This is a genomic window from Pseudomonas sp. 57B-090624, from assembly GCF_003234055.1.
GTDB lineage: Bacteria > Pseudomonadota > Gammaproteobacteria > Pseudomonadales > Pseudomonadaceae > Metapseudomonas > Metapseudomonas tohonis.
The window spans coordinates 25996-45672 of sequence record NZ_QKRU01000046.1 but is presented as its reverse complement, the minus strand read 5'-3'; the positions used below and the strand labels follow the sequence as shown (position 1 = coordinate 45672).

The following is a 19677-nucleotide window of genomic DNA, read 5'->3' as shown; positions in this document are numbered from 1 at the left end:
GTAAGGACCGCCGCTTTGTGAGCTGCTGTCCTGGTTTTACTGCGGCGCCGGAAGCAAACCGGCGCCGCAGGTGTCACGGGTAAAGCATGAAGCGCATCAAGTACCGCTTTGCAGCAGCATGTGACGTACGTGGCCGATCGCCTTCGTCGGGTTCAGACCCTTGGGGCAGACGCTCACGCAGTTCATGATGCCGCGGCAGCGGAACACGCTGAACGGATCGTCCAGCGCTGCCAGACGCTCTTCGGTCTTGGTGTCACGGCTGTCGGCCAGGAAGCGATAGGCCTGCAGCAGCGCAGCGGGACCGAGGAACTTGTCCGGGTTCCACCAGAAGGACGGGCAGGAGGTCGAGCAGCAGGCGCACAGGATGCACTCGTACAGACCGTCCAGCTTCTCGCGCTCTTCCGGGGACTGCAGACGCTCGATCGCCGGGGCGGGCGCGTCGTTCTGCAGGAAGGGTTTCACCTTCTCGTACTGCTTGTAGAAGATGCTCATATCGACGACGAGGTCACGGATGACCGGCAGGCCGGGCAGCGGGCGGATCACCAGCTGGCCGCCCTTGAGGCCGGCAGCGGAGATCGGCGTGATGCAGGCCAGGCCGTTCTTGCCATTGATGTTCATGCCGTCGGAACCGCAGACCCCTTCACGGCAGGAGCGACGGTAGGAGAAACCCTCGTCCTGCTCCTTGATCAGGGCCAGCACGTCCAGGACCATGATGTCCTTGCCGCCGGTATCGACCTGGAAGTCCTGCATGAAGGGCGCAGCGTCCTGGTCCGGGTTGTAGCGATAAACGCTGACTTTCAGAATGTTGGCTTGCGACATATCAGCCACCCTTAATAGGTACGTACTTTGGGTTCAAACGCCGGAACTGTCTTGGGCGTGAAGTTGACGTCGCGCTTGGTAACGCGTTTCTCACCCGGGAAATACAGGGTGTGGCACAGCCAGTTCTCGTCGTCACGATCTTCGAAGTCTTCGCGGGCGTGCGCGCCACGGGATTCCTTGCGGACCTCCGCTGCGATCGCGGTAGCCTCGGCCACTTCGAGAAGGTTCTGCAGTTCCAGCGCCTCGATACGCGCAGTGTTGAAGGCCTGGCTCTTGTCGGCGATCTTCACGTTGGCGATGCGCTCGCGCAGGTCGGCCAACTGAGCGATGCCTTTCTGCATGTATTCGCCGGTACGGAATACGCCGAAGTAGTTCTGCATGCAGTTCTGCAGCTCTTTACGCAGCGGAGCCACGTCTTCGCCACTGCTGCGCTCGTTGACGCCGGACAGGCGCTTGAGCGACAGCTCCAGGTCGGTTTCCGAAGCACCGCGATGCTCGATACCTTCCTTGAGGGCTTTTTCCAGGTGCAGGCCCGCAGCACGACCGAACACGACCAGGTCGAGCAGCGAGTTGCCGCCGAGACGGTTGGCACCGTGTACGGATACGCAGGCGACTTCGCCGACCGCGAACAGGCCGTCGATGATGGTGTCGTTGCCGTTGGCATCCTGGGTGATGGCCTGGCCATGGATGTTGGTGGCAACGCCGCCCATCATGTAGTGGCAGGTCGGGATCACCGGCACCGGCGCGACGACGGGGTCGACGTGGGCGAAGGTCTTCGACAGTTCGCAGATACCCGGCAGGCGGCTGTGCAGCACTTCCTCGCCCAGGTGGTCGAGCTTCAGCAGGACGTGGTCCTTGTCCGGGCCACAGCCGTTGCCGGCCAGCACTTCCTTGACCATGGAGCGGGCGACCACGTCGCGGCCGGCCAGGTCCTTGGCGTTCGGAGCGTAACGCTCCATGAAGCGCTCGCCATGGGCGTTGATCAGGTAGCCACCCTCGCCACGGCAACCCTCGGTCACCAGCACGCCGGCACCGGCGATACCGGTCGGGTGGAACTGCCACATTTCGATGTCCTGGACCGGCACGCCTGCACGCAGGGCCATGCCGATGCCGTCACCGGTATTGATCAGGGCGTTGGTGGTGGACGCATAGATGCGGCCAGCGCCGCCAGTGGCCAGCACCACTGCCTTGGAGCGGATGTAGACGGTCTCGCCGGTCTCGATGCAGATGGCGATGATGCCGACCACGGCGCCATCCTGGTTCTTCACCAGGTCGACGGCGTACCACTCGTTGAGGAACGAGGTGCCGTTCTTCAGGTTGGCCTGGTACAGGGTGTGCAGCAGCGCGTGACCGGTACGGTCGGCAGCAGCGCAGGTACGAGCAGCCTGGCCACCCTTGCCGAAGTCCTTGGACTGGCCACCGAACGGACGCTGGTAGATGCGTCCCTGCTCGGTACGGGAGAACGGCAGGCCCATGTGCTCCAGCTCGAACACGGCTTCCGGGCCGACGGAGCACATGTATTCGATAGCGTCCTGGTCACCGATGTAGTCGGAGCCCTTGACGGTGTCGTACATGTGCCAACGCCAATCGTCGTTCGGGTCGGCCGAAGCGATGGCGCAGGTGATGCCGCCCTGGGCGGAAACGGTGTGAGAACGGGTCGGGAAGACCTTGGTGACCACAGCAGTCTTGTGGCCGCCTTGCGCCAACTGCAGCGCGGCGCGCATACCAGCGCCACCGCCGCCGACGATGATGGCGTCGTAGGAAAGAGTACGAATGCTAGACATGGATCAGATACCCCACAGAATCTGCACGCCCCAGACGAAGTACGCGAACATGGCGATGCCGCAGACTGCCTGGAACAGGAAACGCACAACGGTTGCCCACTTGCCCAGCGCCATTGGCGTCAGGTAGTCAGTGGAGATGGTCCACATGCCAACCCAGGCATGTACACCGAGAGCAACCAGCCCGAGCAGGCTGAAGATGCGCATCCAGTTCTGGGAGAACAGACCATGCCAATCAGCATAGGTCAGGCCGGGATTCGCAACGAGGTAGCCCAGCAGGAAGAGAAAATAAGCCGCGAGAACGACCGCAGAAACGCGCTGAGCCATCCAGTCATAGAGGCCCGAACGCGAGAAGTTCGTGACATTGGTTACCATACCCACACCCCCGCCAGCACGATCAGCACCGCGGAAATCGCGATGACGATTTTCGAGCCCAGCTTGCCGCCCTCGAGCGTCTCGCCGATACCCGCATCCATCACCAGGTGGCGCACACCGGCGACCAGGTGATAAAGCAATGCGGACAGCAGGCCCCAAATCACAAACTTGGCCAGCGGACTGGTCAGGCACGCCTTCACCTGCTCGAAGCCTTCCTCGGACGCCAGCGACTTGCCGAGCGCGTAAAGCAGCACAGCGATGCCGACGAAGAGGATGACGCCAGAGATACGGTGGAGAATGGACGTGTAAGCAGTGATTGGGAGTTTGATGGTCCTGAGATCTAGGTTTACAGGTCGTTGGCTATTCACGGCTTTTTTTTCACACTGAGGCCCCTAACAATCAGGGCAAGTTGTCGGGAAGTGCACTGGTCAGGTACCCCTCACCAAGGGAGTGCCGACCTCCAGAATACGGGCTTCAGGGCCCCTGGCAGTCGGGCGCTGAGTATAGACAGTTAGCTGACTAATGACAACGGAAAGGCCTCCCCCTAAGAGCGGATTGCGCTCCTTATATAAAAGGCGTAAATAGCGCCCTTTTTCAGCGAAAAACACCCCGCAAACCCCTCTCCTACATGGGTTTCTTCAAATTGACATTCGCATTTATCTCACTATAGTGGTGCGGGCCCTGCGTGGGGGGCTGTCTGATGATTTCAAGCATAAATAGGAGGCCGCTATGGCTGACAAAAAAGCGCAGTTGATCATCGAGGGCATTGCCCCCGTCGAGCTGCCCGTTCTGTCCGGTACCGTAGGTCCCGATGTAATCGATGTGCGGGGCCTGACCTCCACGGGTCGCTTCACTTTTGATCCTGGCTTTATGTCTACCGCCTCTTGCGAGTCGAAGATCACCTACATCGACGGCGACAAGGGCGTGCTGCTTCACCGCGGCTACCCCATCGAACAACTGGCCGAAGAATCCGACTACCTGGAAACCTGCTACCTGCTGCTCAATGGCGAACTGCCCAGCGCCGAGGAGAAGGCCAAGTTCGTCAGCACCGTCAAGAACCACACCATGGTTCACGAGCAACTGAAGAGCTTCTTCAACGGTTTCCGCCGCGATGCCCATCCGATGGCGATCATGTGCGGCGTAGTGGGCGCCCTCTCCGCCTTCTATCACGACTCCTTGGACATCAACGACCCGCACCATCGCGAAATCTCCGCGATCCGCCTGGTCGCCAAGATGCCTACCATCGCCGCCATGGTCTACAAGTACTCCATGGGCCAGCCGATGATGTATCCGCGCAACGACCTGAACTACGCGGAAAACTTCCTGCACATGATGTTCAACACCCCGTGCGAGATCAAACCGATCAGCCCGGTACTGGCCAAGGCCATGGATCGCATCTTCATCCTGCATGCGGACCACGAGCAGAACGCCTCCACCTCCACCGTACGCCTGGCCGGTTCGTCCGGTGCCAACCCGTTCGCCTGCATCGCAGCCGGCATCGCCGCCCTGTGGGGCCCGGCGCACGGTGGTGCCAACGAAGCGGTACTGACCATGCTGGATGAGATCGGCGATGTCTCGAACATCGACAAGTTCATCGCCAAGGCCAAGGACAAGAACGATCCGTTCAAGCTCATGGGCTTCGGCCATCGCGTTTACAAGAACCGCGACCCGCGTGCCACCGTGATGAAGCAGACCTGCGACGAAGTCCTGAAGGAACTGGGGATCACGAACGATCCGCAACTGGAACTGGCCATGCGTCTCGAAGAGATCGCCCTGACCGATCCGTACTTCAAGGAACGCAACCTGTACCCGAACGTCGACTTCTACTCGGGGATCATCCTCAAGGCGATCGGTATTCCGACCAGCATGTTCACTGTGATCTTCGCCCTGGCGCGCACCGTCGGCTGGATCTCCCACTGGAAGGAAATGCTCTCCAGCCCGTACAAGATCGGCCGTCCGCGCCAGCTGTACACCGGCTACGAGCAACGCGACTACGTCTCGCTCGACAAGCGCAAGTAAGACGTACCGTTCCAGGAAAAGCCCCGCACTCGCGGGGCTTTTTCATGGGCGCCAGCCAGGCATGCGAGGCTGGCGCCACTATCGCCCCACATCAGGTCACGCACCGGTGCGCGCCCCTCGCGCCGCCGTACGGCCCGCCCCGGCGGCCGCACGAATGAAAAGGCCCCGCATTGCGGGGCCCCTTTTCAATACGACCGTTCGTTCACTTCTTCTCGGCGCGTTCACGCAGGTGGCTGATCGTGTTGAACGGCGCATCGACCACGAAGCTGTTGGCCAGCCAGGATGGCACGCTGCCGCCCGGCTCGGTGTGCACCTGATAGGTCACTTCCACCTCGCCCGGGCCCTTGGGCACGAACTTCCATACCCCTTCCACGGCCGCTACGCGCACGAACCCCTTCTCTTCGGGCAGGTACTTGGGCTCGCCCTTGAGGGTGCGGGTCAGGCTGCCATCGGCACCTTCGGTGGTGGTGGCGTGGATCACCGAGTCACGCGGGGTGACCGGCCAGGGGGTATTGAAGCGGGTGTAGGTCCAGCTGTCGGCGCCTTCAGACTTGAGCAGTTTCTGCTGCTCGCACTCGTGGATCCAGGCGCACGAGCCGGAAACGTCTTCCTGCAGCTTGCGCAGGGTGGCGACGTCGGTCTTGAGGGTGGCGACCCCGCGATAGGCCTTGTACTTGGAACCGGCCACCTCGCTCAGGTACACCTTGATGCCGTCCTCGTCCTTGGCCAGCTTCCAGTCTTCGGCATGGGCAGTTGCAGCCATCAGCGCCGTTGCGCTCAATCCACAGATCACAGCGATTCGTTGCAGCGAAACCATCTTTGTTCTCCTTCTTATGATGACCAGCCGTCGTCCATCCGGACGGCTACTGGATAGATTGACTGACCGCCACGGCCGTCTCTTGTTCCAACCAGCCCAGCAAACGTATCGCCTCTTCCCGGCTGTCGCCACAGACAAAAGGATCGGCATCGAAGTCGCTGCACACCTTCGGGCGGCCTGGCTGGCCGAAGATCGCGCAGAGGTGCTGGGCAGAAAGATGGACGCACCGCTCCCCCGCCGCCTTGCCATTGGGCATGCCGGGGATGGGAGAACTGATGGAGGGGGCAATGCAACAGGCGCCACAGCCTGCTCGGCAGATCATGACGTGGGCCTCTCTGTAAGCCACGGCCGATGAAGGGCGCGAATTCTACCTGCGCCCCCAAAGAAATGGGATATCCCCCAATCAGCCCAACGGAAGTCTCACCCTGAACAGCGTTCCCCGCCCCGGCGTGCTGCTCACCTGCAACTCCGCGCCGAGGATGTCCACCGCCAACTGGTGGGTCAGGTGCAGGCCCAGCCCGGTGCCACCCGAACCGCGCCGCGTGGTGAAGAAGGGGTCGAAGATGCGCGCCAGGACCTCTTCCGTCATTCCGCAGCCATCGTCCTCCACTTCGATCACGCAATGGCGGCCCCCGTCATCGATATCCGCACGCACCCGCACGGTGCCGCTCTCCCCTGGCGCGAAGGCGTGCACCAGCGCGTTCTCGATCAGGTTCTGCACGATTTGCCCCAGCGGCCCGGGGTAGCTGTCCAGCATCAGGCTCGGCGGCAGGTTGAGCAGTACCCGGTGGGCGGTGGCCTTGAGCCGCGGCGCGAACACCAGCATCACCTCGTCCACCAGCGCCACCAGGTCGAAACGGCGCCGCTCCACACTGGCCCGGTCGGTGGCCAGTTGCTTGAAGGCACGGGTCAGCAATGCCATGCGCCCCAGGTTGGCGAGAATGATCGCCAGCCCCTCGGCGTTGCGTTGCAGGAACCGCTCCAGCGCAGAACGCTGCAACCCCTCCCGGAACCCCTGCTCCAGTTGCTCCCGGCTCTTGTCCAGGGCCGACGCCGCCACGCTGGCCGCGCCAATGGGCGTGTTCAGCTCGTGGGCGACCCCCGCCACCAGCGTGCCCAGGGAGGACAGCTTCTCCGCCTGGATCAGCGCCCCCCGGGTGCGCTGCAGCGCCTCCACCGTATCGGTGAGCTGCCGGTTGCTCTGGGCCAGCTCGTCCCCCCGTGCCTCCAACCCGGCCAACGCCCGATCGCGGTCGGCCTCCGTCAAGGCCAGCCGCAGGACCACCGCCAGGCCCACGAAGAGCATGAAGGCGCCGAATGCCAGCATCTGCCAGAACACCTGGAGCCGCAGGGACTGCAGGATGTCCACCGGCAGCAGCGACACCAGCAACCAGTCACGCCCACTGTCACGCTCCGCGCCATCCGGGTCGTCGCCACTGTCGCCCGGATCGAAGCGGACGAAGGCCCAGAGCCCGGCAGCGTCGATGAACTGCCCCGACGGCTGGCTGCGCATCCGTGCCCAGCTCTGCGGGTAGCGGCTGGCGACCGTATCCTGCGGGCGGTCGAGCATGAACCCCCACGCCTGCCCGGGGTTGCGCGAATAGATCCAGTAGCCCTCGAAATCCACCAGTTCCAGGTAGCCGCCGTAGCGGGTGGAAATCTGCCCCACCCGGTCCAGCAACACCTGCCCCAGGTAATTGAGCACCAGCACCCCACGCGCTCGTCCAGCCTTGTCGAACAGGGGCGTCGCCGCCCGCAACGTCGGTTTCAGTGGTCGCTCCAGCTGCCCGCGCTCCTGGTTCAGGTCGAAGCGCGACAGATAGAAAGCCCCCGGCGGCAATTGCATGGCCTCGACAAAGAAGTAGCGATCCGCCTTGTTCTGCAGCTCCGGGTCCGGCACCCGCACCGCCAGTCCCTCCCGCAAATCCACGCGCACCCGCTCCTGGCCGCGCTCATCGAGCCAGCGGATCTGGTCGTAGCGCCCGGAGCTCTGGGAAAAATCCAGCATCAGCCGCCGCAGCAGCGCCAGGTTCTGCGGATCGCCGCGCTCCAGCACGGCGCCCATCGCCGGATGCTGGGAAAGGAACAGCAGGTTGCCACGCAAGGAGGCCACATAGCGGTTGAGCACGCCCAACCCCTCGCTGAGGCTGGCTTGCTGGTCATGCAGGCGCGGCGCCAGCTTGGCATCCAGCAGGCGGTCATAGAGCAGCACGGTCAGCACCAGGATCAGCAGCGCCCAGGGCAGGAACAGCGTCAGCAGGCTGCGCAGCAGCACCCGACGGGAGAAACGCTGCAACGAGTCCGGACTCATCCGCTGCGAGGCCCGGCCCTGTCGGCGAGCCAGCCGATCAGGCGGTCACAGGGCATGGGCCGGGCGAACAGGTAGCCCTGGGCTTCGCTGCAACCGTTGCGCAGCACCCACTGCGCCTGGCTCTCGGTTTCCACCCCTTCGGCGATCACGTGCATCCCCACCCGCGCGGCGATCTGGATCACCGCGTCGGCGATCAGCGCCTCGCCCTGCGCCTCGTCGATCTCGACGATGAAGCTGCGGTCGATCTTCAGCCGGTCCGCCGGCAGCCGGCGCAGGTAGCTGAGCGAGGAGAAGCCGGTGCCGAAATCGTCGATGGCGATGGTCACGCCCATTTCGCGCAGGGCCTTGAGCTGCTCGCAGACCAGCTCGAAGTTGCGCATCGCCACCGACTCGGTGATCTCCACCTCGATCTGCCGGGGCGATACCCCGGCGCGCTCAAGATGCAGCCTGAAACGCTCGATGAAGTCCCGCTGCAGCAATTGCGGCGCCGAGACGTTCACCGCCACGCGGATGTCCGCATACCCGGCCTCGGCCAGCCGCGCCGCCTCACGCAACGACAGGCGCAGCAGCAGGTCCCCCAGCGGCAGGATGTAGCCGGTGGCCTCGGCCAGCGGGATGAAGCGGCCCGGCGGCACCATGCTGCCATCCTCCTTGCGCCAGCGGGCCAGGGCCTCGACGCCCGTCACGCGGCCATCCGGCAGACGCAACTGCGGTTGCAGTTCGATGCCGATGCGCCCGGCATCCACGGCATCGCGCAGGGCCAGGAGCATGCGGTAGGACTCGGCGTGCACCGTCTGCAATTGCGGGTCATGCACCAGATGCTGGTCATGGCCCAGTTGCTTGGCCTGTTTCAGCGTCAACAGAGCCGATTGCAGGGCCACGCTGGCATTGCCGACGAAATCCGCCAGGCGCAGGGTCACGCTGCCCAGGCTGTGGACCTGGCCCAGTTCGTAGGGCCGGTTGCTGCGGCGGAACAAGGCGACGATATCCGCCGCACACACCCGGGACTCGGGGCCCAGCACGGCGAACAGGTCGTCCTTGATCCGGGCCACCAGCACCTCGGGCTCGAAGGCCTCGCGCAAGCGCTTGGCCACCAGGCCGAGGATGAAGTCGCCATACCCCGTGCCGAACGCGATATTGGCGCCGGAAAAATCATCGATATCGATCAGTACCAGCACCTGCTTGTCCCGGTCCTCGCTCTGCAGGACCAGGTCGAGCATGCGGATCAGGGCGTTGCGGTTGGGAATCCTCAGCAGCTCGTCCTGGTAGGCCATCTGCTCCAGGCGGCTGAACAACGAAACGTTGTACAGGCCACGGCTGATGCTGGCGCTGAACACCTTGAGCAGCTCCAGTTCGGTGTCATCCAGCTCGCGCTCGGTGCGGACGTAGCAGGCGTAGTCGGCGCCGGCCTGGAAGCGCGAGAAGAACAGCACGATGCCCTGCTCCACGCGCAAGGTCTGCTGCGCCTGCAGGCACTGGCGCAGCAGCACCGCCACATGCGGGCGGCCAAGGCCGTCGAGGTCGCCGTCGATGGCCTGCACGTAGTCATCGGTGGCGCCGACCACCCGCACCTCATCGCCCGTGGCATAGCCACCCGGCTCCGGCTCGACGCGCATGCAGACGAGGCCCTCGATGCGCACATCCAGCAACGTGGAGATCTCGGACAGGATCTTGGTCGCCAACTCGCGGGTATTGCGCGAGCAGAACAGCGAGTTGCTCGACTCGACGATCGACTGCAGGCCGCGCCGCGCACGGGCCACGGCCTGCAACTGGGCGAAGGCGCGGATGCCCGAGGTGAGTACCGTCAGCAGGCGCTCGGCGGTCATCTCGCTCTTGGTCCAGTAGTCGTTGATGTCGTAATCGCGCATCACCTCGTGCACCGGGGCCGTGCCCGGCTCGCCGGTCAGCATCACGATGCGTGCCTCGGTGTTGCCGATCACCTCGCGCAAGGTTCTCACCAGGCGCAGGCCGGCATCCTCGCTCTCCATCACCACGTCAAGGAGGATCACCGCGATATCGCGCCGCTCGGCGAGGATCGCCGCAGCCTCGCGCAGACTGAATGCCTGGATCAGCTCGATGCGGCCACCCTCGACCTCGAGTTCGCCCAGGGCGAAGGCGGTGGCACGCTGGAAATCGACATCGTCGTCCACCGCCAGCACGCGCCAGGCCGGGCCGGAATGCCGCGTAGGGGTATCGTCGTCATCGGAGAGGAACAGCACCTGATCATCCATGAAGGCCGGCTCGCAACGGGGAGGAGATCACCACGACCGAACGGTCGCCTCGGCAGTATAGACAGCCTCCGGCGCTCGCCTCAGGAGCCGCTTTCCCCCTGCTCCCGCAGAGCCTTGCGCAGCGCCTCGCCCACTGCCGAACCTTGCAGGTAGAACACCGCCGGTTGGCCGATGGGAGCCGCCACGCGCACCCGGGTGCCAAGCGATGCCCGGTAGTGCGCCTGCGACCAGAGGTGCACCCATTCCCCGGCCGGCAACGCCACTTCCAGGCTGTCGACGCCCGGCTCCAGCACCGGCGCCACCAGCAATTGGTCACCCAGCATGAAGCTGCGTGGCAGCACCTCCAGGCTTGCCGGGTCATCGGGGTAGTGCAGCCAGAGCGGGCGCACCAGCGGCAGCCCGGTGCGCGCGGCCTCGTCCATCAGCGTGCGGCGATAAGGCGCCAGCGCGGCGAACAACCGGGCACAACGGGCGAAGTGCGCCAGGCTGGCCGGCGAGTCGTAGACCTGATGGCTGTCCGCCGGGCGGTTGCCCTCGTGGGTGCGCAGCAGGCTGGTGAAGGCGGAGAACTCCGCCCAGCGCTGCAGCAGCTCCTTACTGCGGTGATAGTCCTTCAGTGGATTGCTGATGGTGGTGTACCCACCGGTGTCGGCGTGGTTGAGGGTGAAGCCCGACAGCCCGCCGGAGAGCAGCCCCAGCAGCGCGCTGTGCAGGCCGTCGTGGGCATCCCAGGTCACCATCTGGTCCCCCAGCCACATGCTGGTGGTCAGGCCCGGGCTGCGGCTGTAGGCGGCGCGGGTGAAGAACAGCAGCTCCCCTTCCCCGCCGGCTTCCTCCAGCAGCTCACGATTGAGCCGAGCCCACTCTTCCGGGAAGCGGTTGTGCAGCAATGCCGCATCCTCGCCCGAGGCCGGGCGCGCCTCGAAGGGCAAGGCCTCGCCGAAGTCGGCCATCCAGCCGGAGAAACCCTGGCCGAGCATCTCCGTGCGCAGCACGTCCTTGAGCCAGCGACGCGCCTCGGGGTTGCTCAGGTCGACGAGCCCCGCACCGAAGCTGGTGTTGAGCAGCTCCAGTGGCGCGCCGTCCGCTCCCTTCATCAGCAGACCGCGCTCACGGGCCTCGCGCAACAGATTGCGCTGCTCACCCCCCTTCTCGGTGATATCCGCCAGGAACGGATTGGCGTAGGCCAGGGTGCGGATGCCGCGCGCCTTGAGTTCGGCGCTCAGGGCCTGCCACTGCGGGTAGTGGCGCGGGTCGAGGGTCCAGTTCCACCAGAGCTGCTTGCCGAAGCGGGTGCTGCGCTGGCCCACCCAGTCCTGCAGCCAGACGCCGGCCAGCGGCACATCGGCCGCATCGAGGCGCGCCAGCAACTCGCGCACCCGCTCGGTGCCGCCTTGCAGGCCGAGGATGGCGCCGTGCTGGGTCCAGTCCGGCAGCGGCGCCATGCGCCCGACCACGGACGTGTGAGCCCGCACCAGGGCGGCCGGGCTGTCGCCGCTGTAGATGCGCGCAGCCAGGCTGCCCTGGTGCACCTCCAGGCCCACCCGCGCCGGGTCGCGCAGGTCGAACACCTGGTAGGCACTGGATTCGCTGAAGAAGGCGCGCAACTTCGAGGTCAGGAAAAAGGGCACCGGCGCGTAGCTGCTCGACCAGTCGCCACCGGCCCGTGCAGTGAGGTCCGCAGCCAGGGTGATGGGCTGCAGGCCGCGGCCGATGCCCTGTTCCTGCACCAGGATGGGCAGGCGGCGGCCAGCCAGGTCGAAGGCGCTGAACTGCTCGCCGAAGCCGAAGAAGCGTTCGTCGGCGTCCCGCTGCCAATTCAGGTAGAGGCGGTTGAGCCGCGGGTCATCCAGCGCCACAGCCAGGCGTACGCCGCGCACGCCGTCGGCCTCCAGCACCAGGGCATAGCCGCTCACGGCACCGTCGGCGCAGCGCAGGTGACCCCGCAGCACCAGCCGCTGGCCCGCCCCCTGGAAACTGTCCAGGCTCTGCTCGCGGCAGAGGAGCTCCCGGCGCTCGTCGACGAACAATGCCCCGCGGTGCTCCTCGACCTTGGCCTCGCCGATACCAGCGGCGAGGAAGCCTCCTTCGGTGGTCCAAAGCCGCTTGCCTGGGCTGCCCTTCGGGCTCAGCACAAGGCCGTGGCCATTCCACGCCAGGCGGTAGTCGCCGAAGTCGAAATCACGGGGGATGGCGAAGGCCGGCGGCACCACCAGTTCGGCCAGCACGGCGCGCTGCTTCCACATCCGCAGCCCCTGCCATCCGGCCCCCACCGCCGCCGCTGCCAGCAACATGGCCGCCGTCCCTTTCACCCACCAGCGCATCGCTCGCCCCTTTTCTAGTCCTGCACCGCCATTTAGTCTGGCGCGCATCCTCACATCGCGGAGTCACCGTCATGCCGGTTTGGCTGCAGACCGCCCTGTTGCTCACCCTGTCCAACGTCTTCATGACGTTCGCCTGGTACGGCCATCTCAAGACCCTGAACACCAAGCCCTGGATCATCGCCGCCCTGATCAGCTGGGGGATCGCGCTGTTCGAGTACCTGCTGCAGGTGCCGGCCAACCGCATCGGCTACACGGCGCTCTCGGTGGGCCAGCTGAAGATCATGCAGGAGGTGATCACCCTCGCGGTCTTCGTGCCCTTCAGCGTCTACTTCATGCAGCAGCCGCTGAAACTCGATTACCTCTGGGCCGGTCTGTGCCTGCTCGGCGCGGTGTACTTCATCTTCCGCGCCTGAGGCCATTCACGCGTGGCGCGGCGGCCGTGGCGACCGACCGCGCCAGCTTCACTTCGGTGGTTCGAGGCGGGTGATCAGGCTGGAGGTATCCCAGCGCCCGCCGCCTTCGGCCTGGATCTCGCCGTAGAAGCGGTCCACCAGTTCGGTGACCGGCAGTTGCGCGCCGTTGCGCTGGGCCTCGGCGAAGACGATGGCGAAGTCCTTGCGCATCAGGTCCACGGCGAAGCCGAAGTCGAACTTGCCGTCGAGCATGCTCTGGTGGCGGTGCTCCAGCTGCCAGGACTGCGCCGCGCCCTTGCCGATCACCTCCATGGCCGCCGCCGCGTCGAGCCCGGAGCGACGCGCGAAATGCAGGGCCTCGGAAAGCCCCTGGAGCAGCCCGCCGACACAGATCTGGTTGACCATCTTGGTCAACTGGCCGCTGCCCACCGGGCCCATCAGCCGGGTCATCCGTGCGTAGCTGTCGATCACCGGCGCCGCCCGCTCGTAGAGTTCGCGCTCCCCCCCGACCATCACCGTCAGCATGCCGCTCTCGGCCCCCGCCTGGCCGCCGGAGACCGGTGCGTCGAGAAAGCCCAGCCCACGCTCGGCCGCCAGGGCGGCCAACTCCCGGGCCACATCGGCCGAGGCGGTGGTGTGATCCACCAGCACGCTGCCGGGCTGCATGCCGGCGAAGGCGCCGTCTTCCCCCAGCACCACCGCACGCAGGTCATCGTCGTTGCCCACGCAGGTCATCACCAGGTCCGAGCCCTGCGCCGCCTCGCGCGGGGTGGCGAAACTGTCGCCACCGAATTCGTCGCACCAGAGCGAGGCCTTCTCCGGCGAGCGGTTGTAGACGCGTACCTCGTGCCCTTCGCACGCCAGGTGGCCGGCCATGTGGAAGCCCATCACGCCGAGCCCGATAAAGGTCACCTTCGCCATCGCAAACCCTCCTCTGTGCAAGTCCCAGGAAGCCTAACACGCGGTTTGCCGAGCCGCGAAAGCCCCTCCATACTCGCCCGGAAGTTGCCGCAACACCCCGCAAGCGCCAAGGAGAGCCCCATGCCGCACTGGCTGGTGATAGACCTGGAGGCCACGACCGAGGAAGGCGGCTGGCCCCTGGAAGACATGGAAATCATCGAGATCGGCGCCTCGATCGTGGCTGCCGACGGTCGCGAGGTGGACCACTTCCAGCGCTTCGTACGCCCATTGCGTCGCCCCTGCCTGACCGCCTTCTGCCGCCAGCTGACCCATATCAGCCAGGCCAACATCGACGGCGCCGCGCCACTGGCGCAGGTCTGGCCGGCCTTCGAACGCTGGCTGCAGAACTACCAACCACGCCTGGTCAACTGGGTCAGCTGGGGCGATTACGACCGCCGCCAGCTGGAGCAGGAGTGGCGCCAGCAGCAGTTGGTCAGCCGCCTTGCCACCATTCCCCACCTCAACCTCAAGCAGCACTTCGCCCGCGTCCGCCAGCTCAGGCAGCCGGTGGGCCTGCACACCGCGCTGCAACTGGCCGGCCTCAGCTTCCAGGGCCAGCAGCACCGGGCGCTGGAGGATGCACGCAACACCGCGCGCCTGCTGCCCCTGGTGTTGCCCGCGACCTCCTGAAACGCCCCGCCGCATTGCCTAGTGACGCTGCAAAGCGGCTTGGGCATACTGGCGGGCCCTTTTCCAACCCCTCTCAAGGATCCCTGCCATGTTCAAGGTCAACGAGTACTTCGACGGCACCGTCAAATCCATCGCCTTCGGCATGAGCGAAGGCCCCGCCACCATCGGCGTGATGGCCCCCGGCGAATACGAATTCGGCACCAGCCAACTGGAAGTGATGCACGTCGTCGCCGGCGCCCTGACCGTCAAGCTGCCGGGCAGCGACAGCTGGGAAACCTTTGCCGCCGGCAGCAAGTTCACCGTACCGGCCGACAGCAAGTTCCAGCTGAAAGTCGCCCAGGACACCGCGTACCTCTGCGAATACCGCTGAGTCGCGATGTGGTGAAGAACCGGCCCGAGTGGCCGGTTTTTTTATGGGCGAAAGGATCGGTGCAGGGCATGGGCGGATGTGATCGCAGCGGCTCCGCAATGATGGGTTTCGCTGCGCTCTACGCCATCCTACGGGAGGCTATTCGCCTTCCCTGATATCCACCTCGATGCGCATCCCCTCCAGCTCCGCCAGGTATTCGGCTCGGCTGAACAGGCCGATGCAGGGCATCGCGCCGCGCGCCGCCAGGGTGCCTGCGGCGAGCTTGCGCACCAGCGCCACGGCGGCCATGCAGGGGATGTTGGGGCCATCGTTGTCGTGGGCGACCAGTTCCCAGGTGAGCACCAGCGGCCGGCCTTCGCCATCCAGCCCGCGCAGCGTCACGAACATGCCGCTGAGGCCGTCGCCCAGGGGCTCCACCAGCACCGCCCCCCGGCGCAGCAGCGACGCCAGGCCGACGGCGTTGCGCACCAGCCCGCCGCGCACCAGCCAGGACAGCGCCCAGGTGCCGAACTGGGTGAGGCGCAGGCCGACGCCAGCGCGGAAGCTGACGTCGCGCACGCCCGGGTAGCGCACGGGGAAGAGCTCGAGGTCGGGAATATCGCAAACGCCTACCCAGCGTGGCCCCATCGGCGCGCGGAAGGCATGCCGGCGCAGGCCCTGCCAGCCGTGGAGCGAGCCCCAGGCGCCGTCCTGCCAGACCCGCACCGGCCGGCCGCAGTAGCCGAGCACCGCTTCGAGCGTCGACAGCCCCGGCGTCTTCTCCGAGGAACTGATGCCGTGTTCGATGCTGTCCAGCCGGCTGAAGCGCGGCAGCAACTCGTCCACCACGGCCGCGCTCAGGCCCGGAACCGAGCTGGCGCCAGCACAGACCAGCAGGCCACGCTCGCGGGCAGCGGCGTCCAGCCGGTCGATGCCGCAGACGAAGGCCCGCGCATCGGCCAGGTCGATGTAATGGCAGCCCGCTTCCAGCGCCGCCTCGGCGACCCGGTAGTCCTGCCCCTGGAAGGGCCCGACGGTGGACACCACCACCTGGGCCCCCAGCTCGACGAAGGCCTGGGCCAACCCGGCCTGGTCGATATCCAGGCGTGCCGCCTCGCAACCGGTCTCCTCCGCCAGCGCCCGGGCCTTGGCCAGGTCACGCCCGGCGGCGATCACGCCGAGGCCTTCGATACTGCGCAGGCGCCGCACGATCAACCGGCCGAAATTGCCGTAGCCGCCCAGCACCAGCACCCTCAATCCATCCTTCACCACGGGCTCCCTGTGAGGCCGCTCAGGCCGTTTCTCTCGTCGTGGAAAACTGCAACTCTGCCAGGCGCGCGTAGAGCGGGCTGCTCAGCACCAGCTCCTGGTGGCGGCCGATGGCGACCAGTCGGCCCTGGTCGATGACCGCGATGCGATCGGCACTCTGCACCGTGGCCAGGCGGTGGGCGATCACCAGGGTGGTGCGCCCGCTCATCACCTCGGGCAGGGCCTGCTGGATCAGGTGCTCGCTCTCGGCGTCCAGCGCGCTGGTGGCTTCATCGAGGAGCAGGATCGGGGCATCCACCAGCAATGCGCGGGCAATGGCCAGGCGCTGTCGCTGGCCACCGGAAAGGCCGATGCCGCCGTCGCCCAGGTGCGTCTGGTAGCCCTGGGGCATGCGCTGGATGAATTCGTGGGCGTGGGCCGCCCGTGCCGCAGCCTCGACTTCGGCCTGGCTGGCAGTGGGCCGGCCATAGCGGATGTTGTCCTCGACGCTGCCGAAGAACAGCACCGGGCTCTGCGACACCAGGGCGAAGCAACGGCGCAGGTCGGCCGGGTCCAGGCGCTGGATCGGCAGGCCGTCCACCCGCACTTCGCCCTCGGTGGGGTCGAAGAAACGCAGCAGCAGGTCGAAGAGCGTGGACTTGCCGGCTCCCGAGGGGCCGACGAGCGCCAGGGTCTCGCCAGGGCGCACGCGCAGGTCGATGCCGTCGATGGCCAGGCTCTGCGGCCGCGTCGGGTAGGCGAACCGCAGGCCACGCAACTCCAGCTCGCCCTCGACCCGTTCGGGCAGGCGCAGCAGGTCGCTCTCGGGTGCCTTGATGGTGCTGCGGGTCTGCAAGAGTTCGGCGATGCGCTCGGCGGCACCGGCAGCACTCTGCAGCTCGCCGATCACCTCGCTGATGGCACCGAAGGCGGAACCGACGATCAGGCTGTAGAACACGAAAGCCGCCAGGTCACCCCCGGATATGCGCCCGGCGATCACGTCCATGCCCCCGACCCAGAGCATCACCCCCACCGCGCCGAGCACCAGCACGATGACCACGGTGATCAGCCAGGCGCGCTGGGCGATGCGCTTGCGCGCGGTGTCGAAGGCGCCTTCCACGGTGTGGCCGAAGCGCTCGCGGTCCTGGGCCTGGTGGTTGTAGGCCTGTACGGTCTTGATCTGCCCCAGGGTCTCGCCGACGTAGCTGCCGACATCGGCGATGCGGTCCTGGCTCTGCCGCGAGAGGTTGCGCACGCGGCGGCCGAAAATGAGGATCGGCGCCACCACCAGCGGCAGCGCGACGACCACGATGCCGGTCAGCTTGGGGTTGGTGACGAACAACAGGGCGATGCCGCCGATCAGCATGATGCCGTTGCGCAGCGCCAGGGACAGCGAGGAGCCGATCACCGATTGCAGCAGCGTGGTGTCGGCGGTCAGGCGCGACTGGATCTCCGAGGCGCGGTTGGTTTCGAAGAAGCCGGGGTGCAGCTCGATCAGGTGGTTGAACACCCGCTTGCGGATATCGGCGACGAAGCGCTCGCCCACCCAGGACACCAGGTAGAAGCGGCTGAAGGTACCCAGCGCCAGGGCCACCACCAGGACGAAGAACAGCAGGATCGAATGGTTCAGCGCTTCCGGCGACTGGGTCGCCAGCCCCTGGTCGACCAGCAGGCGGATGCCCTGCCCCATCGACAGCGTGATGGCGGCGGTGAACAGCAATGCCAGCAGCGCACCGACCACCCGCCAGCGATAGGGGGCGACGAAGCGCGCGGCCATGCGCAGGGCGTTGCGCTGGCGAGAGGAAAGCAGACCCATTGCGAGGACTCGTTGGGAAGGAGGCGCCACTCTGTGGTTTTTCCCGGCGCGGCGCCAGCGGCACGGAACCGCTTAGTGGTCCGCGTGGAGAAAGCGTCGCTCGTGGTCGGGGTCCGGCAACAGGCAGACCTCGTGGCGACCGAACAGCCGGTAGCGGTTCAGCGCGATGCGGTCGTAGAGCCAGTCGCGCAGGAACGCCGGCACCACGCGCGACACCGTGGCCAGGCGCCAGGGCCAGGGCAACTGGCGGGCGATGCGCAGCACCGCGTCGGAACGCACGAACAGATCGCGACCCTCGATGTAGGCCATGGTGTCGAAGTGGTCGGTGGGCATGCCGTACCAGCGCAGGATCGCCTGGCCTTCGGGGGACTGCACCGAGGCCAGCCTGAACAGGTGTTCGCGGTCATGGCGGATCAGGAAGCGCGCCCAGCCGTTGCACAGCCTGCACACGCCATCGAAGAGCACCACCCGCTCGCCGGGCCGGATGTGGGGGGGAAAGGAATCAGCGCTCATCACGCGCTCCCGCTCAGGAAAGGAGGGTGCAGATACTAACAGGCGCCGAATCAACGTTCTGCGATGCGGTAGTGCCCGATGATCCGGTAGCGGAAGAGGATGTCCTCCTCCTGGGTACCCCGCCCGATGTTGTGCAGCGCCAGCGGCGCGCCCTCGGCACTGGTGCGATCGGACAGGATGCCGATGTGCTGCAGGCCGCGCCCCAGGTCCCAGGTGACGATGTCGCCGGGGCGGTAGCTGGCGGCCTGGTCGCTGGGCGTCAGCGCCATGCCCTGGCGCTTGAACCAGGTCATCAGGTTGGGCACGCGGCGATGGTCGATGTTCGGGTCGGGGCGCTTCAGGCCCCAGTTGCGCGGGTAGGCGGAGAAGTGGCTGCGCATGTCCTCGTGCACCAGTTTCTGCAGGTCCAGGCCCTGCTCGCGCAATGCGCGGATCACCACATCGGTGCACACCCCGGTGGCCAGCGGTACGTCGCCACCGGGGTAGGCGATGCGCCGGTAGACCGGGTCGTAGCTGAGGGTCACGCCGACCTGCGCACGCGCCGAATCCACCAGGCGCCCGGCATCCACCGCCGCCTCGGCCCCCAGGCTGGCCAGCAGCAGGTACAGGCAGAACAGTCGCTTGAACATGATCAACCCCGCCCTTGCGGGAATTGCGGCAGGGCATCGTCGATGTCCCACCAATTGGCCCTGGAAGCCACGTAGGCATGGTTCGCGGGGCGCGTGGCCAGCTCGCCTTCCAGCAGGCCGGCGCGGATGCGCAGTACGCCGGGTGCCTTCTCGCTCTGGCTGTAGAGGGGCGAGCCACACTGCTCGCAGAACACCCGCTGCTTGCCCGGTGAGGAGCTGAAGGCGCGCAGCAGCTGCGCTCCGGCGAGCAGGCGGAAGCGCGTCTCGTCCACCGGGATATTGGTGACGAAGGGCGTGCCCTGCGCCTTGCGGCACTGGCTGCAGTGACAGATCTGGATCGGCGCCAGCTCACCCTCGATCTCGAAGCGGACTCCGCCGCACAGGCAACCACCCTGGACCATGTTTCCCTCCTCGGACAGGTGTGCAGCGGCAAGAGTAGCGG

The 19677-nt window shown here is 66.1% G+C and carries 19 protein-coding genes; 4 read left to right on the top strand and 15 right to left on the bottom strand.

Annotation, left to right across the window (positions count from 1 at the left end; all coding sequences use genetic code 11):
- Positions 1-96: 96 nt before the first annotated feature.
- Genes DMX10_RS20945 through sdhC form a run of 4 tightly spaced genes read right to left on the bottom strand, consistent with a single transcriptional unit; the run spans position 97 to position 3343 of the window.
- Positions 97-804, bottom strand: a complete 708-nt coding sequence (locus DMX10_RS20945; RefSeq protein ID WP_111262889.1) for a succinate dehydrogenase iron-sulfur subunit — start codon at positions 802-804, stop codon at positions 97-99.
- Positions 805-830: 26 nt separating this feature from the next.
- Positions 831-2603, bottom strand: coding sequence for a succinate dehydrogenase flavoprotein subunit (gene sdhA, locus DMX10_RS20940; protein WP_111262872.1), 1773 nt, complete (start codon positions 2601-2603; stop codon positions 831-833).
- A gap of 3 nt (positions 2604-2606) precedes the next feature.
- Positions 2607-2975 (bottom strand): succinate dehydrogenase, hydrophobic membrane anchor protein, encoded by a 369-nt coding sequence (gene sdhD, locus DMX10_RS20935; protein ID WP_111262871.1) that lies wholly within the window; start codon positions 2973-2975, stop codon positions 2607-2609.
- Complete coding sequence (sdhC, locus tag DMX10_RS20930; RefSeq protein ID WP_111262870.1) at positions 2969-3343, bottom strand: succinate dehydrogenase, cytochrome b556 subunit; 375 nt, start codon at positions 3341-3343, stop codon at positions 2969-2971. Before sdhC ends, sdhD begins: the two co-directional genes overlap by 7 nt.
- A 361-nt stretch (positions 3344-3704) precedes the next feature.
- Here sdhC and gltA point away from each other — a divergent pair, with 361 nt between their 5' ends.
- Complete coding sequence (gene gltA / locus DMX10_RS20925; RefSeq protein WP_111262869.1) at positions 3705-4994, top strand: citrate synthase; 1290 nt, start codon at positions 3705-3707, stop codon at positions 4992-4994.
- A gap of 202 nt (positions 4995-5196) precedes the next feature.
- Here the strand turns inward: gltA and DMX10_RS20920 are convergent, their stop codons facing one another.
- The 5 genes from DMX10_RS20920 to DMX10_RS20900 form a co-directional block, all read right to left on the bottom strand.
- Positions 5197-5811, bottom strand: a complete 615-nt coding sequence (locus tag DMX10_RS20920; protein ID WP_111262868.1) for an START domain-containing protein — start codon at positions 5809-5811, stop codon at positions 5197-5199.
- A 46-nt stretch (positions 5812-5857) separates the two neighbouring features.
- Entirely contained in the window at positions 5858-6133 is a 276-nt protein-coding gene (locus DMX10_RS20915) for a YkgJ family cysteine cluster protein (RefSeq protein ID WP_111262867.1), read from the bottom strand.
- Between the two features lie 81 nt (positions 6134-6214).
- Positions 6215-8122: a sensor histidine kinase gene (locus DMX10_RS20910; protein WP_146603038.1), complete on the bottom strand. Its 1908-nt coding sequence runs from the start codon at positions 8120-8122 to the stop codon at positions 6215-6217.
- Positions 8119-10353, bottom strand: a complete 2235-nt coding sequence (locus tag DMX10_RS20905; RefSeq protein ID WP_111262865.1) for an EAL domain-containing protein — start codon at positions 10351-10353, stop codon at positions 8119-8121. The genes DMX10_RS20910 and DMX10_RS20905 overlap by 4 nt, the downstream gene beginning before the upstream one ends.
- A gap of 80 nt (positions 10354-10433) precedes the next feature.
- Positions 10434-12647, bottom strand: coding sequence for an alpha-glucosidase (locus DMX10_RS20900; RefSeq protein WP_158545617.1), 2214 nt, complete (start codon positions 12645-12647; stop codon positions 10434-10436).
- A gap of 101 nt (positions 12648-12748) precedes the next feature.
- Here DMX10_RS20900 and DMX10_RS20895 point away from each other — a divergent pair, with 101 nt between their 5' ends.
- Entirely contained in the window at positions 12749-13090 is a 342-nt protein-coding gene (locus DMX10_RS20895) for a DMT family protein (RefSeq protein WP_043247147.1), read from the top strand.
- A gap of 48 nt (positions 13091-13138) precedes the next feature.
- Here the strand turns inward: DMX10_RS20895 and DMX10_RS20890 are convergent, their stop codons facing one another.
- Positions 13139-14011 (bottom strand): NAD(P)-dependent oxidoreductase, encoded by an 873-nt coding sequence (locus DMX10_RS20890; RefSeq protein WP_111262863.1) that lies wholly within the window; start codon positions 14009-14011, stop codon positions 13139-13141.
- 120 nt (positions 14012-14131) lie between these two features.
- On the opposite strand from DMX10_RS20890, the gene DMX10_RS20885 reads away from it, so the two are divergent.
- Positions 14132-14680: an exonuclease domain-containing protein gene (locus DMX10_RS20885; RefSeq protein WP_111262862.1), complete on the top strand. Its 549-nt coding sequence runs from the start codon at positions 14132-14134 to the stop codon at positions 14678-14680.
- 88 nt (positions 14681-14768) lie between these two features.
- Complete coding sequence (locus tag DMX10_RS20880) at positions 14769-15050, top strand: pyrimidine/purine nucleoside phosphorylase (RefSeq protein WP_111262861.1); 282 nt, start codon at positions 14769-14771, stop codon at positions 15048-15050.
- A gap of 138 nt (positions 15051-15188) precedes the next feature.
- Here the strand turns inward: DMX10_RS20880 and DMX10_RS20875 are convergent, their stop codons facing one another.
- The 5 genes from DMX10_RS20875 to DMX10_RS20855 form a co-directional block, all read right to left on the bottom strand.
- Positions 15189-16298, bottom strand: coding sequence for a saccharopine dehydrogenase family protein (locus DMX10_RS20875; protein WP_236208703.1), 1110 nt, complete (start codon positions 16296-16298; stop codon positions 15189-15191).
- Between the two features lie 22 nt (positions 16299-16320).
- Entirely contained in the window at positions 16321-18093 is a 1773-nt protein-coding gene (locus DMX10_RS20870; protein WP_111262859.1) for an ABC transporter transmembrane domain-containing protein, read from the bottom strand.
- A gap of 72 nt (positions 18094-18165) precedes the next feature.
- Positions 18166-18606 carry a thiol-disulfide oxidoreductase DCC family protein gene (locus DMX10_RS20865; protein ID WP_111262858.1) on the bottom strand — a complete coding sequence of 147 codons (441 nt, stop codon included), beginning with the start codon at positions 18604-18606 and terminating at the stop codon, positions 18166-18168.
- A gap of 50 nt (positions 18607-18656) precedes the next feature.
- Positions 18657-19235, bottom strand: coding sequence for a DUF1287 domain-containing protein (locus DMX10_RS20860; protein ID WP_111262857.1), 579 nt, complete (start codon positions 19233-19235; stop codon positions 18657-18659).
- Positions 19236-19237: 2 nt separating this feature from the next.
- Positions 19238-19636 carry a GFA family protein gene (locus tag DMX10_RS20855; RefSeq protein WP_111262856.1) on the bottom strand — a complete coding sequence of 133 codons (399 nt, stop codon included), beginning with the start codon at positions 19634-19636 and terminating at the stop codon, positions 19238-19240.
- Between the last annotated feature and the right edge of the window lie 41 nt (positions 19637-19677).